Source organism: Pseudomonas sp. S3_B11 (assembly GCF_054667715.1).
This window is the reverse complement of sequence record NZ_CP162749.1, coordinates 2,854,327-2,872,375: the sequence shown is the minus strand read 5'-3', so window position 1 is coordinate 2,872,375 and position 18,049 is coordinate 2,854,327. Positions and strand designations below refer to the sequence as shown.

Sequence of the window (18,049 nt, the reverse complement as noted above, 5' to 3'; positions counted from 1 at the left end):
TCACTCCTCGGTGCCGTTAAAGGTGTCGCGCCAGGCCAGGAAGCGTTTTTCCAGGCCGGCAAGCAGGCCGTCGCTGAGTTTGCCCAGCAGGGCGAGCACGATGATCGCCGCCAGCACAATGTCTGGGCGCGAGGTTTCGCGGCCATCGCTGAGCAGGTAGCCCAGGCCTTTGGTCGCGGCGATCAGTTCGGCGGCCACCAAGAACATCCAGGCCAGGCTCATGCCGCTGCGCAACCCGGTGAACAGGCCGGGCAGGGCGGCCGGCAGGAGAATCCGGCGCACCAGACAGCGGCGGCTGAAGCCGTACATGTGGCCGACCTCCACCAGTTTGCGGTCGATGTTGCGAATCGCCGCCACGCCATTGAGGTAAACGGGAAAGAACGCGCCGATGGCGATCAGTACCACTTTCGAGGTTTCGTCGATGCCCAGCCACAGCAGGAGCAATGGCACCCAGGCCAGGCTGGGGATCGAGCGCAGGCCGGCGAAGGTCGGCTCCAGATAGGCCTCAGCTTCCCGGCTCAAGCCAACCCAGGCGGCGAAGATCAAGGCCAGGCCAGCGCCGATGGCGAAGCCCAGCAACACTCGCAAGAGGCTGGCGCTGATGTGTTTCCACAGCGCACCTTCGGCCAGGTCGCCAAGGGTCAGGGCGATCTCGCTGGGGGCCGGCATCTGGTAGGCGGGCAGCCAACCGATGCGCACGATGATCTCCAGGAACACGATGATCAGCACCGGCAGGGCCAACCCCTTGAGGCGCAGCCGCCAATGGTCGGGATTGAACAGCGGCGCTTTGCCTGGTGTGGACAGAGCCAGGCGCGGGCTGGAGAGGTCTTTGCTGTTGCTGCTCATGGCGGTTCTCCGGCAACGCCGAATCCGCGCCAGGCGCGGATCGGTTGTCGCCTGGGCTAGGGGGTTATTGACGGGCCACGGCCTGCTGGCGGCCGGTGTCGAGCAATTGATCGATCACCTGGTCGACATTCACCCCGCGACGTACCAACTCTTCGGAGACCAGGATCGGCGCTGCAGCCTTGGAGGCCAGCACATCCTTGGCGCTCAACTGCGGGCTGCCCAGGTCGGTGCGCGACAGTTGCAGCCGGGCAACTTCCAGCGGCAGGCCGGATTCGTCGGCCAGCAATTTGGCCAGTTCTTGCGGATGCTCCACCGACCACGCCCGGGCCTGTTCGTAGGCCGCGAGCACGGTGTTGATGGTCTGCGGATGCTCCTGGGCATATTTCTCCGTGACGCTGACCACGCCGTAGCTGTTGAAGGCGGGGTTGCGATAGAGCAGGCGCGATCCGGCCTGCACTTCGCTGGCGGCCATGTGCGGGTCAAGACCGGCCCAGGCATCGACGTCGCCTTTTTCCAGGGCGGTGCGTCCGTCCGGGTGCTGCAGGTGCACCAGCTCCACATCGTCTTTTTTCAGCCCGGCCTGTTGCAGGCTGCGCAGGGTGAACAGATATGGATCGGTGCCTTTGGTGGCGGCGATTTTCTTGCCCTTGAGGTCGGCGATCGTCTGGTACGGCGAATCCTTGCGCACCACCAGGGCGGTCCATTCGGCGCGGCTGTAGACATACACCGACTTGATCGGGCTGCCGTTGGCCCGGCTCAGCACCGCGGCGAGGCTGGCAGACGAAGCGAAGTCGACGCCGCCACTGTTGAGGTATTCCAGGGAACGGTTGCTGCCCTGGCTCAGGACCCAGCTGACCTTGGTCTGGGGCAGGGCTTTTTCCAGATAACCGAAGTGCTTGAGCACCAGGCTGACCGGTGAGTAATAGGCGTAGTCCAGGTGCACTTCGGCCGGAGGGCTTTCTGCGGCCAGGGCCAGGGACGGCAGGCCCAGCGCGAGGGCGCAGGCGCTGATCAAGTATCTGGCGCGGGCCAGGGAGAAGCGGACGTCGGGTTTCATGGAACAGCTCCAGACAAGGCGGCGAGAAGGCAATGTTCTTATTTCCGAAAGATCGGACAGCGGAAGAAAATACCGCCTGAAAGGAATATTGCAGGCTCTGTGCCATAGCCGGCGAAAGGGCGTTTTTCGGGGGGCGCCATGGGGTAAAGGCTTCAAGCCGATGTTGCCCAGCCAACAGTCTGTTGCGGCACTGTTGCGCCCTGGACATTGGCTGCCTGTGACTATGAGCTTATGCTTTAAAAGAATTTCTAATGTGAATTCCAAGAGCGTTATGTTCTATGAAATTCACTCAGGAATGTCTTCATGAAGTTCGCCCGATCCCTGCGCCGTCTGTTCCTCAGCACATTGTTCGCCGCCCCTTTGGTCCACGCCAGCGAGCCCTTGGTACTGCACGTCGGCGACCAGAACTATTACAACGTACGGGCATCGGTGGAGGCTTCGGGTGTGCTTGAGGGCGCACCTTACCAAGTCGACTGGAAACACTTCCAGGCCGCCGCGCCCCTGGCCGAGGCGCTGAATACCGGCGACCTGGACCTGGGTTTCCTCGGCGATTCGGGTTTTCTGTTCCTGGCTGCCAAGCAGGCACCGGTGAAATTGATCGGTGTCTCGCGGCAGAACCCGGACACTATCGCGCTGCTGGTGCCCAAGGATTCACCGGTCAAGACCATCGCCGACCTCAAGGGCAAGAAAGTCGCCTATTGGCCCGGTGCCTGGAGCCAGCAACTGACCTTGCGCGCCCTGGAGCAGGCCGGTTTGCCAGAGAACCATGTGGCATTCATCAAGCTGATGCCGATCGACGCGGCGGCGGCCTTGCCCCAGGGCAGCATCGATGCGTTTCCGGTGTGGGAGCCCTACATCTCGCAACAGATCTTGTTCTCCGGCGCCCGGCCGATCCTGACGGCGAAAAACCTGATGCCCGGCCTCAGCGCCATTGCCGCTTCGACGCCGGCCATCGACAGCAAGCGTGAAGCCATCGCCGACTTTCTCGGGCGTGTGAAACAAGCCCGCGCCTGGGTCGACAACCACACCGACCAATACGCGGACCTGTGGGCGAAAAAGGCCAACCTCGACCAGAACGTCTCGCGTCATTGGTTGCGCCAGGCACACATGAGTGTCGGCCCGGTGGACCAACAGGCTGCCGCCGACCTGCAAAGCACGGCGGACTTCCTGTTCAAGGTCAAGGCGCTGCCGGCACCGCTGGCCACTGCCGGGATTATCGACACGTCCTTCAACCAGGCCTTGAGCGAATAAACCGAGCTGCTCTGGATCAGGGCACCAGTACGGCTTTTGCGCTGCTGCCCTTGGCGATCAGCGCGTACTGGGCCTTGCCGTCCACCAGGGGGATTTCAAGAATATCCGTGGGAGCGTCGATGACGCCTGCCTCGAAGTGCTTGCCAAATTCTTCAAGCATCCGGGCGCAATCGGAATTGTCATAGAGCAGCGAGTTCACCCCGATCAAGATGCCGCCTTTGCGATAGAGCGCCAGGGCGGGGAAGTGCACCATCCCATCCGGCGGGGCAGCAATGATCGCGATGCGACCGAAGTTGGCCAATGCCGATACCGCCTCTTGCAGCCAGAAGCCGGTGGTGTCGAAGATGACCTGCGCCCCTCCCGGAAACACCGCGTTGACCTGCTCTGCAAGGCTGCCGGGCGCGCTGGTCACGATGACGTCGTAGCCTTTGGCTTGCAACTCGGCGGCCCGCTCCGGTCGCCGTACCGCCGCAAGCACACGGGCCCCGCGGGCCTTCGCCAGGGCAAGCGCTGCGCTGCCTACCGCGCCATTGGCGCCAATCACCAAGAATGTCGTGTCGCGCTGCACGTGGGATCGTTCAACGGCATCGTAGGCGGTGGTAAAAGGCACGCCGATAGCCGCCGCCTGGACGAAGGACAAACGCTCGGGCTTCAGGGCCACGCCACTTGCCGGAACCGTGAGATATTGCGCATGGGAACCGTCACGCAGGAAACCCGGGCCCTTGCCGGTTCCCCAGACCGCTTTGCCGAGCAGGTGTGCCGGGCCTTGCTCAACCACCCCGGCGAAATCACGGCCGGGCACGCGGGGCAAGGTGGTATAGGGGAAGCGGCCCTCGACATTCTTGACATCACTGGGGTTGAGCCCAGCTGCCTTGACCCGGATGAGGACCTCGTCGGGGCCCGGGACGGGTGTCGGCAAGTCAACGAGGCAGAGGTGGTCCAGGCTGCCGGTGGCGGAAAACTGTAGGGCTTTCAAGCTGCAATACTCCTCGACGAAATGTGCATCGAGGATAGCGTCCGGGCCGATAGCGAGCCCGCCAGAGAGTTTCGTCTATCGGACAAATCCCCTCGATGCCATCGCGTTTTTATACGCCGACGGTGCAACGCCCAGGGAACGGCGGAACATCTCGCTGAAACTGCTCAGCGTGTAGCCCAACCGCGCCGCTATCGTCCCCACCGAGCCACCCTCCAGGAGTGCGGCGACGGCGTGGGCCAACTGCACTTGGCGTCGCCACTCGGTGAACGTCAGGCCAAGCTCGCCATGGAACAACCGGGCCAAGGTGCGGGTGCTGGCCCCCACCGACTCGGCATGCTGCTCAAAGGACATGGCCAGGCCGGGGACGTCGAGCACCGTCTCGCACAAATTGCGCAAGCGCCTATCCCCGCCGGCAGGCATGGGCACCTTGAGCACCGCCGGGCGCTGCTCGCGAAGTTCCAGCACCAGCAGGTTGTCCAAGGCATCACGCAACGCAGGATCAGGACGGTTACCCAGCGCCACTCGCCGGATGATCAGCTCGCGCAGCAGTTTGCTGACCTCGAGCACTTCCAGCTCAAGCCCCACGCCCATGGCCAGTTCTGCGCGTAAATAGAGATTGCGCATCTCCAAGGGCGAAACCACTCGGATCCCATGTGTGACCCGCGGCGGCAGCCACACCGCGCGCTGCGGCGGGACCAGCAGCGCAGCACCGGGTGTATCGACCCACATGAGACCACTTTGCGCGTAGAGAAGCTGACCCCATTCATGATGATGAGGCGCGATCAACGTCCCGGATGAGTAGGTGCGGGAAAGCGGTTGAACAAGATGCGTCGTGTCCGTCAGATCGGGAGGTGAAGCAAGGGCCATGACCGGAACTCAGAACGATAACGGTGCTTTTTAGCACAAGTGCGCAAGCGTTGGGGCCTGGCGTGGCTGTACCGCCGCTATCGCGAGCAAGGGATCCGGGTGTATCTCGAATCTCACAATCACCCCGGACACCTGTGGGAGCGAGCCTGCTCGCAATAGCGGTGGTTCAGATCGCACCGAGATTGGATGCCGCCTCCGCAGCCATGGCCGCCCGGACGCTGGGGCGTGCGGCGATTCGCGCCATGAACGCCGCCAGCGCCGGCCAGTCCCTGATCTGGATATTGAATAACGGCAGCCAGTTCAGGACGGTAAACAAATAGCCGTCGGCCAGGCCAAAGGTGCCCATCAGGTAATCCTGTTGTTCAAGGGCCTGGCTGAGGTAATCCAGACGCCTGAACAGCTTTGCCCTGAAGATGGCCTTGGTCGGCTCTGCAATATCGGCGTTGAACAATGGCGCACATCCGCTGTGAATCTCGCAGGTAATGAAGTTCAACCATTCCTGCAGGCGAACCCGCTCCCAGGTGCCATTGACCGGCGCCAGTGTGTTTGCGGGAACCAGATCGGCCAGGTATTGGACGATGGCGGGGCCCTCGGTCAGGACATCACCGTTATCCAGCACCAAGGCTGCCACGTAGCCCTTGGGGTTGATGGTCAGGAAGTCGAGCCCATCGGCAGTTCGTTTGGTCTGGTTGTCGACCCGGATCAATTCAAAGGGCAGGCCCAATTCCCGCAGCACGATGTGCGGGGACAATGAGCAGGTCATGGGGGCGAAGTACAGTTTCATGGTTTCCTCAAGGTCGGGGGCGTGCCGCCAGAATCCGCGAGGGCCGGAACATTTTCAAAGGACATCTTCAGTGCTAGCGTATGACAAAATCTCATGAGCAAGCCAACCCAATGGCCACAAGAATCCCTTCCTTAAATGGCCTTAGAGCATTCGAGTCGGCCGCTCGGCACATGAGTTTTACCAAGGCTGCGCTAGAGCTGAACGTCACTCAAACAGCCATCAGCCATCAAATTCGCCGGCTCGAAGAGGAGCTGGGCGTGCGCCTGTTCCTGCGGCTCAAGGATGGCCCGGCGCTGACAGACGAAGGACATGGCTATTTCCCAGGCGTTCGTGCGGCGTTCCATGAGTTGCGCTATTGCACGCAGACGTTGCTGGAGAGCCGCAACAACAGCGTCTTGACCATCAGTACGCTGGTGTCCTTTGCCTCCAAATGGTTGTTGCCGCGACTGGCGTCTTTCCAGCAGGCGTTTCCCAGCATTGACGTACGCGTTACGGCCTCCACCGAACGGGTGGATTTTCGCAAGGGCGGCGTCGATGCGGCCATTCGTTACGGTTCCGGGGATTGGAAGGGCTTGCGGGCGGACTGGCTGATGGCCGATGAGATCTTTCCGGTGTGCAGCCCCAGGCTGCTGCAAGGTCCGACAGCCCTGGAGAATCCGCACGATCTGGCCCGGCACACCTTGTTGCAGGTCAGTGGGGTGACCCACGACGACTGGAGTGCCTGGTTGAGTGCCGCCGGCCAACCGAAAAAACTGGCCGAAGGCAGCCGGTTGACTTTCGACCTTGCCATGATGGCTGTTCAGGCTGCGGTTGACGGCCTGGGGGTCTGCATCGGGCGTTCAACCTATGTCGAGGATGACCTGAAGGCCGGGCGATTGGTTGTCCCCTTCGATCTACGCTTGAAATCTGACCTCGGCTTTTATTTCGTGAGCCCGCATGAAACAGCCGACACCCCAAAAGTGCAGGCCTTTAGAACCTGGTTGATGGATTCGGTGAGTTTTGGCGCCAAAACATAATTACAGCGTACCGTTCAGCCTCCAGCCAGCGAGCCGATATGAATAAAAGGTCCGGTTACTTCCAGGGTTCACCGAGGGTACGTCATGTTTAATACAACACTAAAAAATGAACTGACGGCTAGGACGGCCGAATTGGCAACATACAAAGGACTGGTCGGCGCCTTGGAGCGGTCGATGGCTGTCATCGAGTTCAGCCCCGATGGCAAGGTCCTTCGGGCGAACGAGAATTTTCTTGGCACGATGGGCTACCGTGCGGATCAGTTGGCCAGCCTGTCCCATCGGGATTTTTGCACCCCAGCGCTGGTGGGCAGCGCCGAGTATCGTGAATTCTGGAACCAGCTGCGCGCCGGCCAATTTGTTTCCGGCACGTTTCAGCGCCGTAGCGCGCAAGGCCAGAACGTGTGGCTGGAAGCTAGCTATAACCCGGTAGTGGACGAGCAAGGCCGCGTCGTGAAGGTGGTCAAGTACGCACTCGATGTCACCGCCAAGGTTGCCGCCGAGGCAGAAACACGTGGCCGGCTGGCGGCACTCGACCGGGCCATGGCAGTGATCGAGTTCGACCTGGGCGGCAACATCCTGACCGCCAACGACAACTTCTTGAATGTCATGAATTACACGTTGGCAGAGCTCAAGGGCAAGCATCACCGGATGTTCTGCGAACCGAGCCTGGTGGGCAGTTCGGAGTACAGTGATTTCTGGCGTCGTCTCAACGCCGGCGAGTTTTTCAGTGGCCAGTTCAAGCGCCTCGGCAAAAACGGCAAAGTCGTCTGGCTGGAAGCCAGCTACAACCCGGTCTACGACGCCGAAGGCAAGTTGTGCAAGGTTGTGAAGTTCGCCAGTGACATCAGCGAACGGGTGGAGAAGTTCGAAGAGGATTCGCGTGGCGCTTCCCGTGCGTACCATATCTCCGCCGAGACCGAGCGAGTGGCCGAACAGGGCGCCCAGGTGATCCACCAGACTGCCAAGGAGATGCGCGAGATCGCCGACAACATTGGCTCTTCCGCGCGTCTGGTTGGGCAGTTGGGGGCGCGTTCGGAAGAGATCACAGCCATCGTCAACACCATTCGCGGCATTGCCGACCAGACCAACCTGCTGGCCCTCAACGCGGCTATCGAGGCCGCGCGGGCCGGAGACCAGGGAGGGGATTCGCGGTGGTGGCCGACGAGGTCCGGCAACTGGCCGGGCGCACCAGTCGCTCCACCTCGGAGATTGCCGAAATGATCGGCATGATTCTCTCCGAAACCCGCGACGCCGTCGCCAGCATGAACGTGACCCATGAAGGCGCATTGCGCGGTGTAACCCTGGCAGACCAGGCCGGCTCGGTCATCGTGCAAATCAGGAACGGGACCACGGATGCACTCGAGGCCGTGAGCATGTTTGCGTCCAAACTCGACGAGTCCGAGGTGATTCCCAAGACGGCTATCGGCTGGGTGGGTTGAGGTGAGCTGAGTCCTCGCCCCAGCGATCCATGCGCTTGACCAATTCAAGCAATACCGCTCGCAGTTCCGGCGGTCGCACGGGCTTGGCCAGCACCGAGATACTCAGGCTTTGCAGCGATTGGCGTATCCGCTCGATCTCATGCCCGGTGATGACCAGCGCCGGGACTTGCCAGCCGCGCTGCTCGCGTAGCGCGGCAATGCATTCGGCGCCCGAGACTTTTGTGCCCAGGTCGAAATCGGCGATGACGATGTCGCAATCGCTGGTCAGCCCTTCACCGTCGCTGTGGGCCTCCACCTCGCAGCCCCATTTTTCCAGCAGCGCCGAGGTCGCCATCAGCACGTTGGCGTCGTCTTCAACCAAACACACCCGCAACCCGTCCAGGCGATTCTGGACGGGCACCACCTTGGGCGCCATGACACGTGGTGCCGCCGGTTCCAGGCCGCTGATCGCCACCCGGGTGCCTTGTCCGACCTTGGAATGGATGTGTATATCGACATTGAGCATCTGGCTGATGCGCTTGACGATGGACAGGCCGAGGCCGAGCCCCTCGACATCCTTGTCGCGCGCATGGCGAATGCGGTAGAACTCCTTGAACACCTCGGGCAAATGTTCGGCGGCGATGCCGCGCCCCTTGTCGTAGATCACCACGGCCAGGCGCTGGCCCTGGCGTCGCACGCCGATCAGCACGGGTTGGCCGGGTGCGTATTTGAGCGCGTTGGACAGCAGGTTCTGGACCATCGTGGTCAGCAAGCCGGGATTGACGCTGACCCAGTAAGGACAGGCGCGCAAACGCAGCTCGACGCCGGCCCAGCGGGCCGCTTCGGTGTTCTGCTTGACGACGTCCTGCAGCAATTGGCCCAGGTGTACGGTGTCGGCCTTCGGCATCGGTTGGCCGTGATCGAGGGTGTAGATATCGAGGATCGAGCGGAACAGTTGCGACACGGTGTGCAGCGAACGGTCGATGTTGTCCACCAGCCGCAATTCTTCCAGCCCCAGCCTGGCGTCACGCAGGCAGGCCGTAAACAGACCGATGGAGTGGATTGGCTGGCGCAGGTCATGACTGGCCTGGGCCAGGAATCGCGATTTCTCCTGATTGGCCAAAATGGCTTCTTCGGAGGCAATGCGTGTGCGCTTGAGCAAAATGTGCGCGTAGGCGGGCACCACAATGGTGGTGACGATCAACATCAGGAACATGTAGGGCTGCGTATGCCAGAACGGGGTCAGCCAGAAAACCAGTACCAGGGTCGACAGCGCGATAACGGTCGCCAGCGCCAGGTAGCGCGAGCCGAAGCGCATGCCATTGCCCAGCGTGACCCAGAGTAATGCAGCGTACACCGGGAGCGTGCCCTCTCCACCCACGATCATGGCAAATGCGATGCCGGCATAGTCATGCAGCATCGTGAACAGGCGCCGCCAGAAGAAGTGCCCTGGCCAGCGCTTGATGATCATGCGCAGGAACACCGAGACGACGATGAACGTACAGATGTAGATAATGATGGGCACGTAGCTCGCGACGTCTCCTGGATAGAGGCCGGCGAGGATGACGATATACAACAGCGCACAGGCGCTGACGGTCAGGCGTAACGTGGCCTGGTCGAGTTCACTGTTCTTTTCCACTGGCTTTGGCACCGCATGACCTCTGATGCCTCCAAGCGTAGCGGCTAGCCTCGGTGAAGGTTGGGAACAGACGTGATGCTGTCCCCAACGGGCGATGCCATTGCGTCAGTAGACCCTGTAGTACTTCACGACATCATCGACGAAATAGATGGTCAATACCGAACCCTGGCTCTGGCTCTGGCCTGTTTTCGTGCCGGTCACGCTGCTGACGTCATTGGCTACGGTTTGCGCCTTGGACAGTTGTGCCGAGGTTTCATACATCTTCAGGCTGGTTTCGGTCGACACGTACTTATGGGCCAGCTTCATGTACTTATCCAGGCCTTCATCAGTCTTTTCATAGGTCCAGTTCGACTCGTTGCTGGAGCTCGTCGAATTGAGTTCTTCATTGGTCGGCGCGCCGAACATTTGAGTGATCTGGCCTTTTGTCGTCTTGCCCGGAATGATCGTTTGCTTGAGGTAAGAAACGTCGTATTTCTTGGCGCCCTGATTCAAGGAGCCCATCAAGTTGCCCAAGTCGCCGGTGTTTGCACAACCGTTCAGTACGCCCGCCAGCACGCACAGCGCCATTCCATTTCTAAGTGTTTTTCCATATTCGAAGGACATGATGACTTACCTTGAGTTAATGTCAGGACCATTCCATTTCAACCGTGCAGACGGTGAAGTTGACCCAGCATTGCGCCGCCTATCGATTTATAAAATCCATAGGCTTCGCACGTCATAACGTTTCAATAGGTACAGTGATACTGCACGGCGCATGGCATGTTGGCTTTCTTTATGTTTGGCTGTTCGAACAGCCTTTTTATGGAGCGTCCACAGCTTAGGGGGAGAGTACTGGGCGACGCTATAGTACAAGTGTGCTATAGCCTCGGAGATGGGCAGGCGGGGAGGGTGATGCTCAATTAATATTCGCGGTCGTTATACATTTAACTGTCTTGTTTTCCCGGCCATCCACCATTGCCTGGGAAGTTGGAAAACTGCGCCGCGGCCGCCGCGCGCGTGGGCACACCCAGGGATTTGAGCAGGCTTGAGACATGGATGCGCACCGTGAACGGGGAAATGCCCAGGTCCCGGGCTATCTCCTTGTTGGTCTTGCCGGCGGCGATCAAGCCAAGCACTTGCCGTTGGCGCGCGGTCAGTTGGGAAAGTGCATCGTCCAGGATCGCGTTTTCGGCCTGATACTTCACCACCACTTCGCCTTCGCGTATTGCCATGATGGCGTCGGCAATACCGGCGGGGTCGATATTCTTGCCGATGAATCCGTCGGCACCCAGCGCCATCACTTGGGAAATAACGTCGACATCATCCACCATTGAAACCACAATGATCGAGGTGCGCTTGAACTCATTGCGCAACTGGCCGATTACTTGCAACGATTTGATCCCGGGAAAGCGCAAGTCGAGTATCAGGGAGTCCACTTCCATTCCGGAACGTGCCAGCGCCAATACTTCGTCCAGATTTCCAGCCTGTTCTATGGATGCTGTCGGTATGAGTCGTTCAATGGTCCTCAGCATACCTTCGCGAAACAAAGGATGGTCATCTGCCACAATTACTCTGCACGTCATGCTTCAGATCCTTCTGATCTTCCAGTTCACGAATCGTAACCTAAACTGCCCCCTTGGGTTTCAAGTTTGAAACAACCTTTCATGTTGGAATAATCCAGTGACTATGACGGAAAAGAATAGCGAGCTTGATCAGGCTACCTTGAGATTGACGGTCGGGGCCTGTGCTTCACTCTACGTCATTGTGGTGGCCTGTCTGGCCAGTGACTTCGATACCTATGTACCGATCCTGTGGTACATGGCCTTTTTTTTCGGCGTCGCGGTCCCGCTGCGCATGGCGATCAAGCGCTGGCCCGGGCACTTTTTCCTGCGTCGTCTTTTTGCCATGAGCCTCGACTATGCAAGCCTCGCCTTCGCCTTGATCGTGGGGGGAGAAGGCACGCTACCAGTCTACGCTGCATTGCTCTGGGTCACGTTGGGCAATGGCATGCGCTTCGGCTCGCGCTACCTGGCTGCCGCGACGTTGATCGCTCTCGCTACCTTGGTGGTGATCTTCCTGCTCACGCCGTTCTGGCGTGGTCAGCCCTACGTGTTCCTGATGCTGATCGTCACCACCATAGTGGTGCCCGCCTACGCGCATATCCTGCTGACCCGAACCCGCATCGCTTCGGAGGAGGCGATTGCCGCGAACCAGGAGAAATCCCGCTTCCTGGCCCAGGCCAGCCACGACTTGCGCCAACCGATTCACTCGATCGGCTTGTTCACCGCCTGCCTGCGCGATGCCCGGTTGGGCCAGGAAGAGTTGCGACTGGTGGACAACATCGACCGCTCGTTGCACATCGTCTCGCAGCTGTTTCGTTCGATCCTCGATATCTACACCCTCGATAACGGGCAGCTTGAACCGCAGGCCGAACCTGTACACCTGGGCGCGTTGCTTCAAGATGTGGTCAAGCAGAACACCGAAGCCGCACGCTGGGCCGGTGTCGAGTTGCGCCTGCGGCCTTGCCGGCATTGGGTCAATGTCAACGCCGGCCTGTTGGCGACCATGGTGCAGAACCTGGTCTCCAACACGCTCAAATATGCCTCCGGCCAACCAGTGTTGATCGGCGTGCGGCCGAAAGGCAGCGGCCTGGCCATCGTCATCTACGACAAGGGCCGGGGCATTGCCGCCGAACACCTGCCCGAGGTGTTCAAGGAGTTCTATCGGGTGCGCCACGTTCGTGACAAGGACGTCGAGGGGCTGGGCCTGGGGTTGTCCATCGTCAAGCGAATCAGCCTCCTGATCAATCTGGACATCCAGCTGGACTCCCGGCTCGGCAAGGGCACGCGCGCCATGATCCAGGGGCTGGAAACGGTTGCGCCAAGGGCGATGGTGGACAGGCCGGTGTCCACCCATAGCCGTTTGCAAGGCTTGCGGGTGTGCCTGGTGGAGGATGACGCCAACGTGCTGATGGCGACATCCGCGCTATTGGAGAAGTGGGGGTGCGAAGTGGAAACCCACAGCGACGGGGTGGGCGTGACCAGTGACTGCGACATCATCATTGCCGACTTCGACCTGGGCACGAAGGTCTCCGGTTCCGAATGCATCGCCGCGATTCGCGAGCAACGGGGTTGGGAAGTCCCCGCCATGATCATGACCGGCCATGAAATCGAAAGAATTCGCCACGCGCTGCACCACATGAACATCTCGATCCTGGCCAAGCCTGTGCGGCCTCCGGAGTTGCGGGCGACCTTGCTCGAGCTGACCAAGAACTTTGCCAGCGTCAGGACCTGACCTCCGTTCGGGCCATGCCTCGTGCTTCCACCATTCCATTTTATGAAACGGTGGATTGCAGTTTGTGCGTATTCCTGCGCCGTCGCTTTGGGCAGAAGATGAGTCCAGCCATTTGCACAGCCGTGCAAACGATGGCGGAGAATCCCTAACCGTAGCGCACTGGCGCAGGCGTTCATGCTGCGAGCGCGAGGAGTAGCTGATGGACGAAGCCTTGCAAGCAAAAACCTCGCCCTGGCACGAAGGAGAGCTGGCCTTGCAGCGCTCCGTCGGGGCAGTCGACATGATGGCCGGTGTCGGGCAACGGCAACTGGCGCGCACGTGGATGCCAGACCAGCATCGGGAGTTCTACGCCCAACTGCCTTTCGTGGTGCTGGGGGCGGTGGATCGGCAAGGCGATGTCTGGGCGACCTTGCGCGCCGGGCAACCAGGCTTCATGAACTCGCCCGATCCGCAGACCCTGCACATCGACCTCGAGCCTGAGCCGAACGACCCGGCCCAGGAGGGCATGGGCGAGGGCGATGCCATCGGGATGCTGGGGATCGAGTTGCACACCCGCCGGCGCAACCGCATGAACGGTGTCGTGCGTCGTCAGCTCGACCCTGGGCTCGAGATTTCAGTGAGCCAGGCGTATGGCAACTGCCCTCGCTACATCAACCTGCGCCAGTACCACTTTGTCGACGCGCAGGCCGTTGCGCCGCGTCAACTGACCGTGTCCGACCCACTGGTGCGGCGCCTGGTGACGGCGGCCGATTCGTTCTATATCGCCACCTACGTGGTGCGCGACGGCGAGCGGCAGGTCGATGCTTCCCACCGTGGCGGCAAGCCGGGGTTTGTGCGCATGGACGAAGACGGATCGCTGACCATTCCGGACTTTTCCGGCAACCTTTTTTCAACACGCTGGGCAACATCCTGCTCAATCCGCGGGCCGGGCTGGTGTTCGTCGATTTCCAGACGGGCGATCTGCTGCAAATGAGCGGCTCGGCGCAAGTCCTGCTGGACGACCCCGAGATCAGCGCGTTCCAGGGCGCCGAGAGGCTGTTGCGCTTTACCCCGCAACGCATCGTGTATCGCCCGGCGGCCATTGCCCTGCGCTGGAAGGACCAGGACGAAGGCGACTCGCCCAATTCAATGATGACCGGCAGCTGGGAGCAGGCCGCCGAGCGCTTGCAGGCCGAGGCGCTGCGTAGCCGCTGGCGTGCATTGCAGGTCGCGCGGGTGGTGGATGAAAGCCACAACATTCGCTCGTTCTACTTGCAGGCAAGCGATGGCTTGGGTTTGCCCCGGTTTGAAGCCGGGCAACATTTGCCGGTGCGGATCTTGCTGGAAGGACAGAACGCGCCATCGATCCGGACCTATAGCGTATCCAGTGCGCCGTCGGATGATTTTTTGCGCATCAGCGTCAAGCGCGATGGTTCGGTGTCGTCTCACCTGCATGATCAGGTGCAGGCGCTGCACGAGCTTGAGGCGCGGGCGCCCCAGGGCCATTTCACCGTCCAGGCCACCGAGCGACGTCCGTTGGTCTTGCTGGCAGCGGGCGTGGGCATCACACCGTTGTTGTCGATGTTGCGCGAGGTGGTTTACCAGGGCCAACGCATCAGCCGCATGCGCCCGGTCTGGCTGGTGCAAAGCGCCCGCTCGGTGGCCGACCTGGCTTTCCGTGACGAGATCGACGAACTGGCCGCCCGTGCCGGCGACAAGCTGCAGGTGCTGCGCATGGTCAGCCAACCACCCACTGATGGAGGAGGCGCTGAAGGTTATGACCTGACCGGCAGGATCGATGTGGAACTGCTCAAGAAGCTGCTGCCGCTCAACGACTACGACTTCTATTTGTGCGGGCCGGGCAGCTTTACCCAGGCGCTGTACGACGGGCTGCGCAAACTGCGCATCCCTGACGATCGCATCCACGCGGAGACCTTTGGGCCCTCAACGCTCGTGCGGGATCTCGAAGTGAGCATGCCGGCGCCAGAGCAAGTGCCGGCTGCGAGTGAAGCGGTGAAGGTCTTGTTCGCCAGTTCCGGCAAGGAGGCACGTTGGGAGCCGGGCAGCGGGACGTTGCTGGAGCTGGCCGAAGCGCGCGGCCTTAATCCGGAATTCAGTTGCCGCGGCGGTTCCTGCGGCACCTGCAAAACTCGCTTGAGCCGCGGCCAGGTGCATTACCTGAGCCAGCCGGCCGAACCGGTTGGTGAAGGTGAGGTGCTGATCTGTTGCGCGGTGCCGGCCCAGGGGAGCGAGCCGTTGGTGCTCGAGGTCTAGGCTGACCGCCTGACTGTTTCACCGGATGAAATGCTGGATTGTAGAAGCTGGTTATTCCGCTGTCCGGGGCAGGAGCAGAGGATAGCGCCATCGACGCGATCACCGCTTCGAGCCCAAAACAACATGGAGTACGTCATGTCTGAGAAAGCGATCAAACTTTATCGCCACCCGCTGTCGGGGCACGCCCATCGTGTCGAGCTGATGCTCTCGCTGCTTGGCTTGCCAACCGAGTTGATATTCGTGGACTTGATGAAAGGTGAGCACAAGACTCCGGAGTTTCTCGCCATCAACAGTTTTGGCCAGGTGCCGGTGATCGACGACAACGGCACCGTCCTGGCCGACTCGAACGCGATCCTGGTCTACCTCGCGGCCAAGTATGGCAAGGGGCAATGGCTGCCCAGCGATCCGCTTGCCCAGGCGCGGGTGCAGCGCTGGCTGTCGGTGGCGGCGGGCCAGATCAACCAGGGGCCGGCCAACGCCCGGTTGATCACCGTGTTCGGCGCCGGCTATGACGCCGAAGACGCCATCAAGCGTTCCCATGCCCTGTTGAAGGTGATGGAGACGGAGTTGGGGCAGAGCCGGTTCCTGGCCGGTGAGCAACCGACCATCGCGGACGTGGCCGCGTACACTTACGTGTCCCATGCGCCGGAAGGCAACGTCGCGCTGACCGACTACCCGAACGTCCGGGCCTGGCTGGGCAGCATCGAAGCCTTGCCGAATTTCGTCGGCATGCAACGCACCGCCAAGGGCTTGCAGCAAGCCTGATTCACACCGCAGGTGCTTGCCGGGGGGCATCTTCCGGCAAGTACATTCAAGCCACGTGCCCTCAAGGCTGGATCGCCCATGGATCGCTTTCAGGAAATGCAGGTTTTCATGGCGGTTGCCGAGGAGGAAGGGTTCGCCGCTGCCGCCCGTCGACTGCGTATATCACCGCCAAGCGTGACGCGCGCAATTGCGGCGATGGAGGAGCGGATTGGCACCCAGCTGTTGTCGCGCACCACCCGCAATGTGTACCTGACTGAAGCGGGGCAGCGCTACCTGGAAGATTGTCGACGGATCCTGAGTGAGCTCGATGAAGCCGAGGAGGCCGCTGCCGGCAGCTATTCGATCCCCTGCGGGTATCTGACGGTCACCGCCCCGGTGCTGTTTGGCGAGCTGTACATCGCGCCTTTGCTGACGGATTACCTGGATCAATTTCCCTCGGTACACCTCAACGCCTTGTTGGTCGACCGCGTGGTGAACATCGCTGACGAAGGCATCGACGTGGCGATCCGCATCGGCCATTTGCAGGAAAACAATCAGCACGCCATCAAGGTAGGTGAAGTGCGCCAGGTGATTTGTGGCGCCCCGGCCTATTTCCAGCGACACGGACGGCCAACCCATCCTGGCGAGTTGAGCAAGGCCAATATCGTGATGTCTTCGGCCAGTCATTTGCTGAGCCACTGGCAGTTCATGGACGAAGCCAATTCGCTGAGCCTGCGCTTTGATCCACGCCTGGTGGTGACCGCGAATCAGGCGGCAATCAACATCGCCTGCCAGGGTTGGGGCGTGACCCGGGTCTTGTCCTATCAAGTGGCCCGGCAGGTCGCCGACGGCGAGCTTGAGGTAGTGCTCAAGGCGTTCGAGCCACCAGCGTTGCCGATTCACGTGGTGTATCAGAAGAGCAATCGAGTGCCGGCCAAGGTGCGCACGTTCGTGGACTTCCTCGCTGATCGGTTGGGGGACGACGTCACGCTCAAGCCTGTCGTAAAAGGCGTCGCCTGATGGCTCGCCACCATGAAATGCTGATGTTCCATGCGCTGTCGCAGTGCCCCAGTCTCGCCTCGGCAGCCCAGCGCCTCAACGTTTCCGGACCGACCGTGATGCGTGCCATCGCTCGGCTGGAGGCGCGACTGGGTGTGCAGTTACTGTCACGCAGCACGCGCGGGGTCGTGCTGACTGAAGCCGGGGTCGGCTTCATGGCTGACTGTTCACGGATCCTCAATGCGATTGACGAGGCCGAGGCGTCGGCCAAGGGCTGGCATGTCCAGGCCCAAGGCAACCTGACGATCCTGTTGCCCTTGCTGTTCAGCCGCTATGTCATGGCCCCGGTGCTGGCCGGCTACATGGATCAGTACCCCGAGATCAGGGTATTTGCCCACTACCACGATCGTTTTCCGAACATGCATGAGGAAGGGCTGGATGTGGCGGTGTTGGTGGGGAATCTGCCCAACTGCTCATTGATCGCACGACCGGTCGGCAGCGTTCGTTCGCTCGTCTGCGCCAGTCCTGGCTACCTGGCGATTCATGGTGAGCCGGTTGTGCCGCAGGATCTGCACAATCATCGATTGATCGCCACGCAGGCCAACCAGGATTGGGTCCAGTGGCCTTTCCAGCAGCAGGCCAGCGGCCTCAAGGCACGCACGCGGCTCAGTTGCGCCACGCTGCAGGCGGCCATCGACGCGGCGGCTCATGGGGCTGGGTTGATGCGCTGCTTGAACTATCCGCTGTACGACTATCTGAACAGCGGACGCTTGCGCCGGGTCCTGCAACCCTATGAACCGCCCTCGATACCGGTTCATGTGGTCTACCGCGAAAGACGCAAGGCGCCGATGCGCGTGCGCAGTTTCGTGGACTACATCGTCGAGCACCTGCGCGAGCACCCGGCGCTGCGAGCGGATGTTTCTTGA

At 61.0% G+C, this 18,049-nt stretch carries 14 protein-coding genes and 3 pseudogenes; 9 read left to right on the top strand and 8 right to left on the bottom strand.

Going from position 1 to position 18,049, the window contains the following annotated elements; translation table 11 throughout:
* A complete protein-coding gene (locus tag AB4O22_RS13160; protein WP_223471761.1) occupies nucleotides 1-846 on the bottom strand; it encodes an ABC transporter permease in 846 nt (281 codons plus the stop codon).
* A gap of 64 nt (nucleotides 847-910) precedes the next feature.
* Nucleotides 911-1,903 (bottom strand): aliphatic sulfonate ABC transporter substrate-binding protein, encoded by a 993-nt coding sequence (locus AB4O22_RS13155; RefSeq protein WP_223471762.1) that lies wholly within the window; start codon nucleotides 1,901-1,903, stop codon nucleotides 911-913.
* A 303-nt stretch (nucleotides 1,904-2,206) separates the two neighbouring features.
* On the opposite strand from AB4O22_RS13155, the gene AB4O22_RS13150 reads away from it, so the two are divergent.
* A complete protein-coding gene (locus AB4O22_RS13150) occupies nucleotides 2,207-3,154 on the top strand; it encodes an ABC transporter substrate-binding protein (RefSeq protein WP_003201065.1) in 948 nt (315 codons plus the stop codon).
* Nucleotides 3,155-3,170: 16 nt separating this feature from the next.
* Here the strand turns inward: AB4O22_RS13150 and AB4O22_RS13145 are convergent, their stop codons facing one another.
* From AB4O22_RS13145 to gstA, 3 genes are all read right to left on the bottom strand, one after another.
* Complete coding sequence (locus AB4O22_RS13145; RefSeq protein WP_460096452.1) at nucleotides 3,171-4,130, bottom strand: quinone oxidoreductase family protein; 960 nt, start codon at nucleotides 4,128-4,130, stop codon at nucleotides 3,171-3,173.
* Between the two features lie 75 nt (nucleotides 4,131-4,205).
* Complete coding sequence (locus tag AB4O22_RS13140; protein ID WP_415239520.1) at nucleotides 4,206-4,997, bottom strand: AraC family transcriptional regulator; 792 nt, start codon at nucleotides 4,995-4,997, stop codon at nucleotides 4,206-4,208.
* Between the two features lie 166 nt (nucleotides 4,998-5,163).
* Nucleotides 5,164-5,781, bottom strand: coding sequence for a glutathione transferase GstA (gene gstA, locus AB4O22_RS13135; protein WP_114730977.1), 618 nt, complete (start codon nucleotides 5,779-5,781; stop codon nucleotides 5,164-5,166).
* 110 nt (nucleotides 5,782-5,891) lie between these two features.
* On the opposite strand from gstA, the gene AB4O22_RS13130 reads away from it, so the two are divergent.
* The 3 genes and pseudogenes from AB4O22_RS13130 (at nucleotide 5,892) to AB4O22_RS13120 (ending at nucleotide 8,236) form a co-directional block, all read left to right on the top strand.
* Nucleotides 5,892-6,797, top strand: coding sequence for a transcriptional regulator GcvA (locus tag AB4O22_RS13130; protein WP_460096451.1), 906 nt, complete (start codon nucleotides 5,892-5,894; stop codon nucleotides 6,795-6,797).
* Nucleotides 6,798-6,881: 84 nt separating this feature from the next.
* Nucleotides 6,882-7,601 (top strand): annotated as a pseudogene (locus AB4O22_RS13125) (PAS domain-containing protein); the annotation flags it as partial.
* 21 nt (nucleotides 7,602-7,622) lie between these two features.
* Nucleotides 7,623-8,236, top strand: a pseudogene (locus AB4O22_RS13120) (methyl-accepting chemotaxis protein).
* Here the strand turns inward: AB4O22_RS13120 and AB4O22_RS13115 are convergent.
* The 3 genes from AB4O22_RS13115 to AB4O22_RS13105 all read right to left on the bottom strand — a co-directional run bounded on the left by AB4O22_RS13115 (nucleotide 8,217) and on the right by AB4O22_RS13105 (nucleotide 11,416).
* Complete coding sequence (locus AB4O22_RS13115; RefSeq protein ID WP_460096450.1) at nucleotides 8,217-9,854, bottom strand: ATP-binding response regulator; 1,638 nt, start codon at nucleotides 9,852-9,854, stop codon at nucleotides 8,217-8,219. The pseudogene AB4O22_RS13120 and the gene AB4O22_RS13115 sit on opposite strands and share 20 nt — an antisense overlap.
* Before the next feature lie 105 nt (nucleotides 9,855-9,959).
* A complete protein-coding gene (locus tag AB4O22_RS13110; RefSeq protein WP_003201077.1) occupies nucleotides 9,960-10,457 on the bottom strand; it encodes a hypothetical protein in 498 nt (165 codons plus the stop codon).
* Between the two features lie 320 nt (nucleotides 10,458-10,777).
* Nucleotides 10,778-11,416: a response regulator gene (locus AB4O22_RS13105; RefSeq protein ID WP_460096448.1), complete on the bottom strand. Its 639-nt coding sequence runs from the start codon at nucleotides 11,414-11,416 to the stop codon at nucleotides 10,778-10,780.
* A gap of 103 nt (nucleotides 11,417-11,519) precedes the next feature.
* On the opposite strand from AB4O22_RS13105, the gene AB4O22_RS13100 reads away from it, so the two are divergent.
* From AB4O22_RS13100 to AB4O22_RS13080, 5 genes and pseudogenes are all read left to right on the top strand, one after another.
* A complete protein-coding gene (locus AB4O22_RS13100) occupies nucleotides 11,520-13,127 on the top strand; it encodes an ATP-binding response regulator (RefSeq protein ID WP_460097818.1) in 1,608 nt (535 codons plus the stop codon).
* Between the two features lie 199 nt (nucleotides 13,128-13,326).
* Nucleotides 13,327-15,380: pseudogene (locus tag AB4O22_RS13095) on the top strand (2Fe-2S iron-sulfur cluster-binding protein).
* A 135-nt stretch (nucleotides 15,381-15,515) separates the two neighbouring features.
* Nucleotides 15,516-16,145: a glutathione S-transferase family protein gene (locus AB4O22_RS13090; RefSeq protein WP_027912298.1), complete on the top strand. Its 630-nt coding sequence runs from the start codon at nucleotides 15,516-15,518 to the stop codon at nucleotides 16,143-16,145.
* A 78-nt stretch (nucleotides 16,146-16,223) separates the two neighbouring features.
* Nucleotides 16,224-17,144: a LysR family transcriptional regulator gene (locus AB4O22_RS13085; RefSeq protein ID WP_460096447.1), complete on the top strand. Its 921-nt coding sequence runs from the start codon at nucleotides 16,224-16,226 to the stop codon at nucleotides 17,142-17,144.
* Nucleotides 17,144-18,049, top strand: coding sequence for a LysR family transcriptional regulator (locus AB4O22_RS13080; RefSeq protein ID WP_003201098.1), 906 nt, complete (start codon nucleotides 17,144-17,146; stop codon nucleotides 18,047-18,049). Before AB4O22_RS13085 ends, AB4O22_RS13080 begins: the two co-directional genes overlap by 1 nt.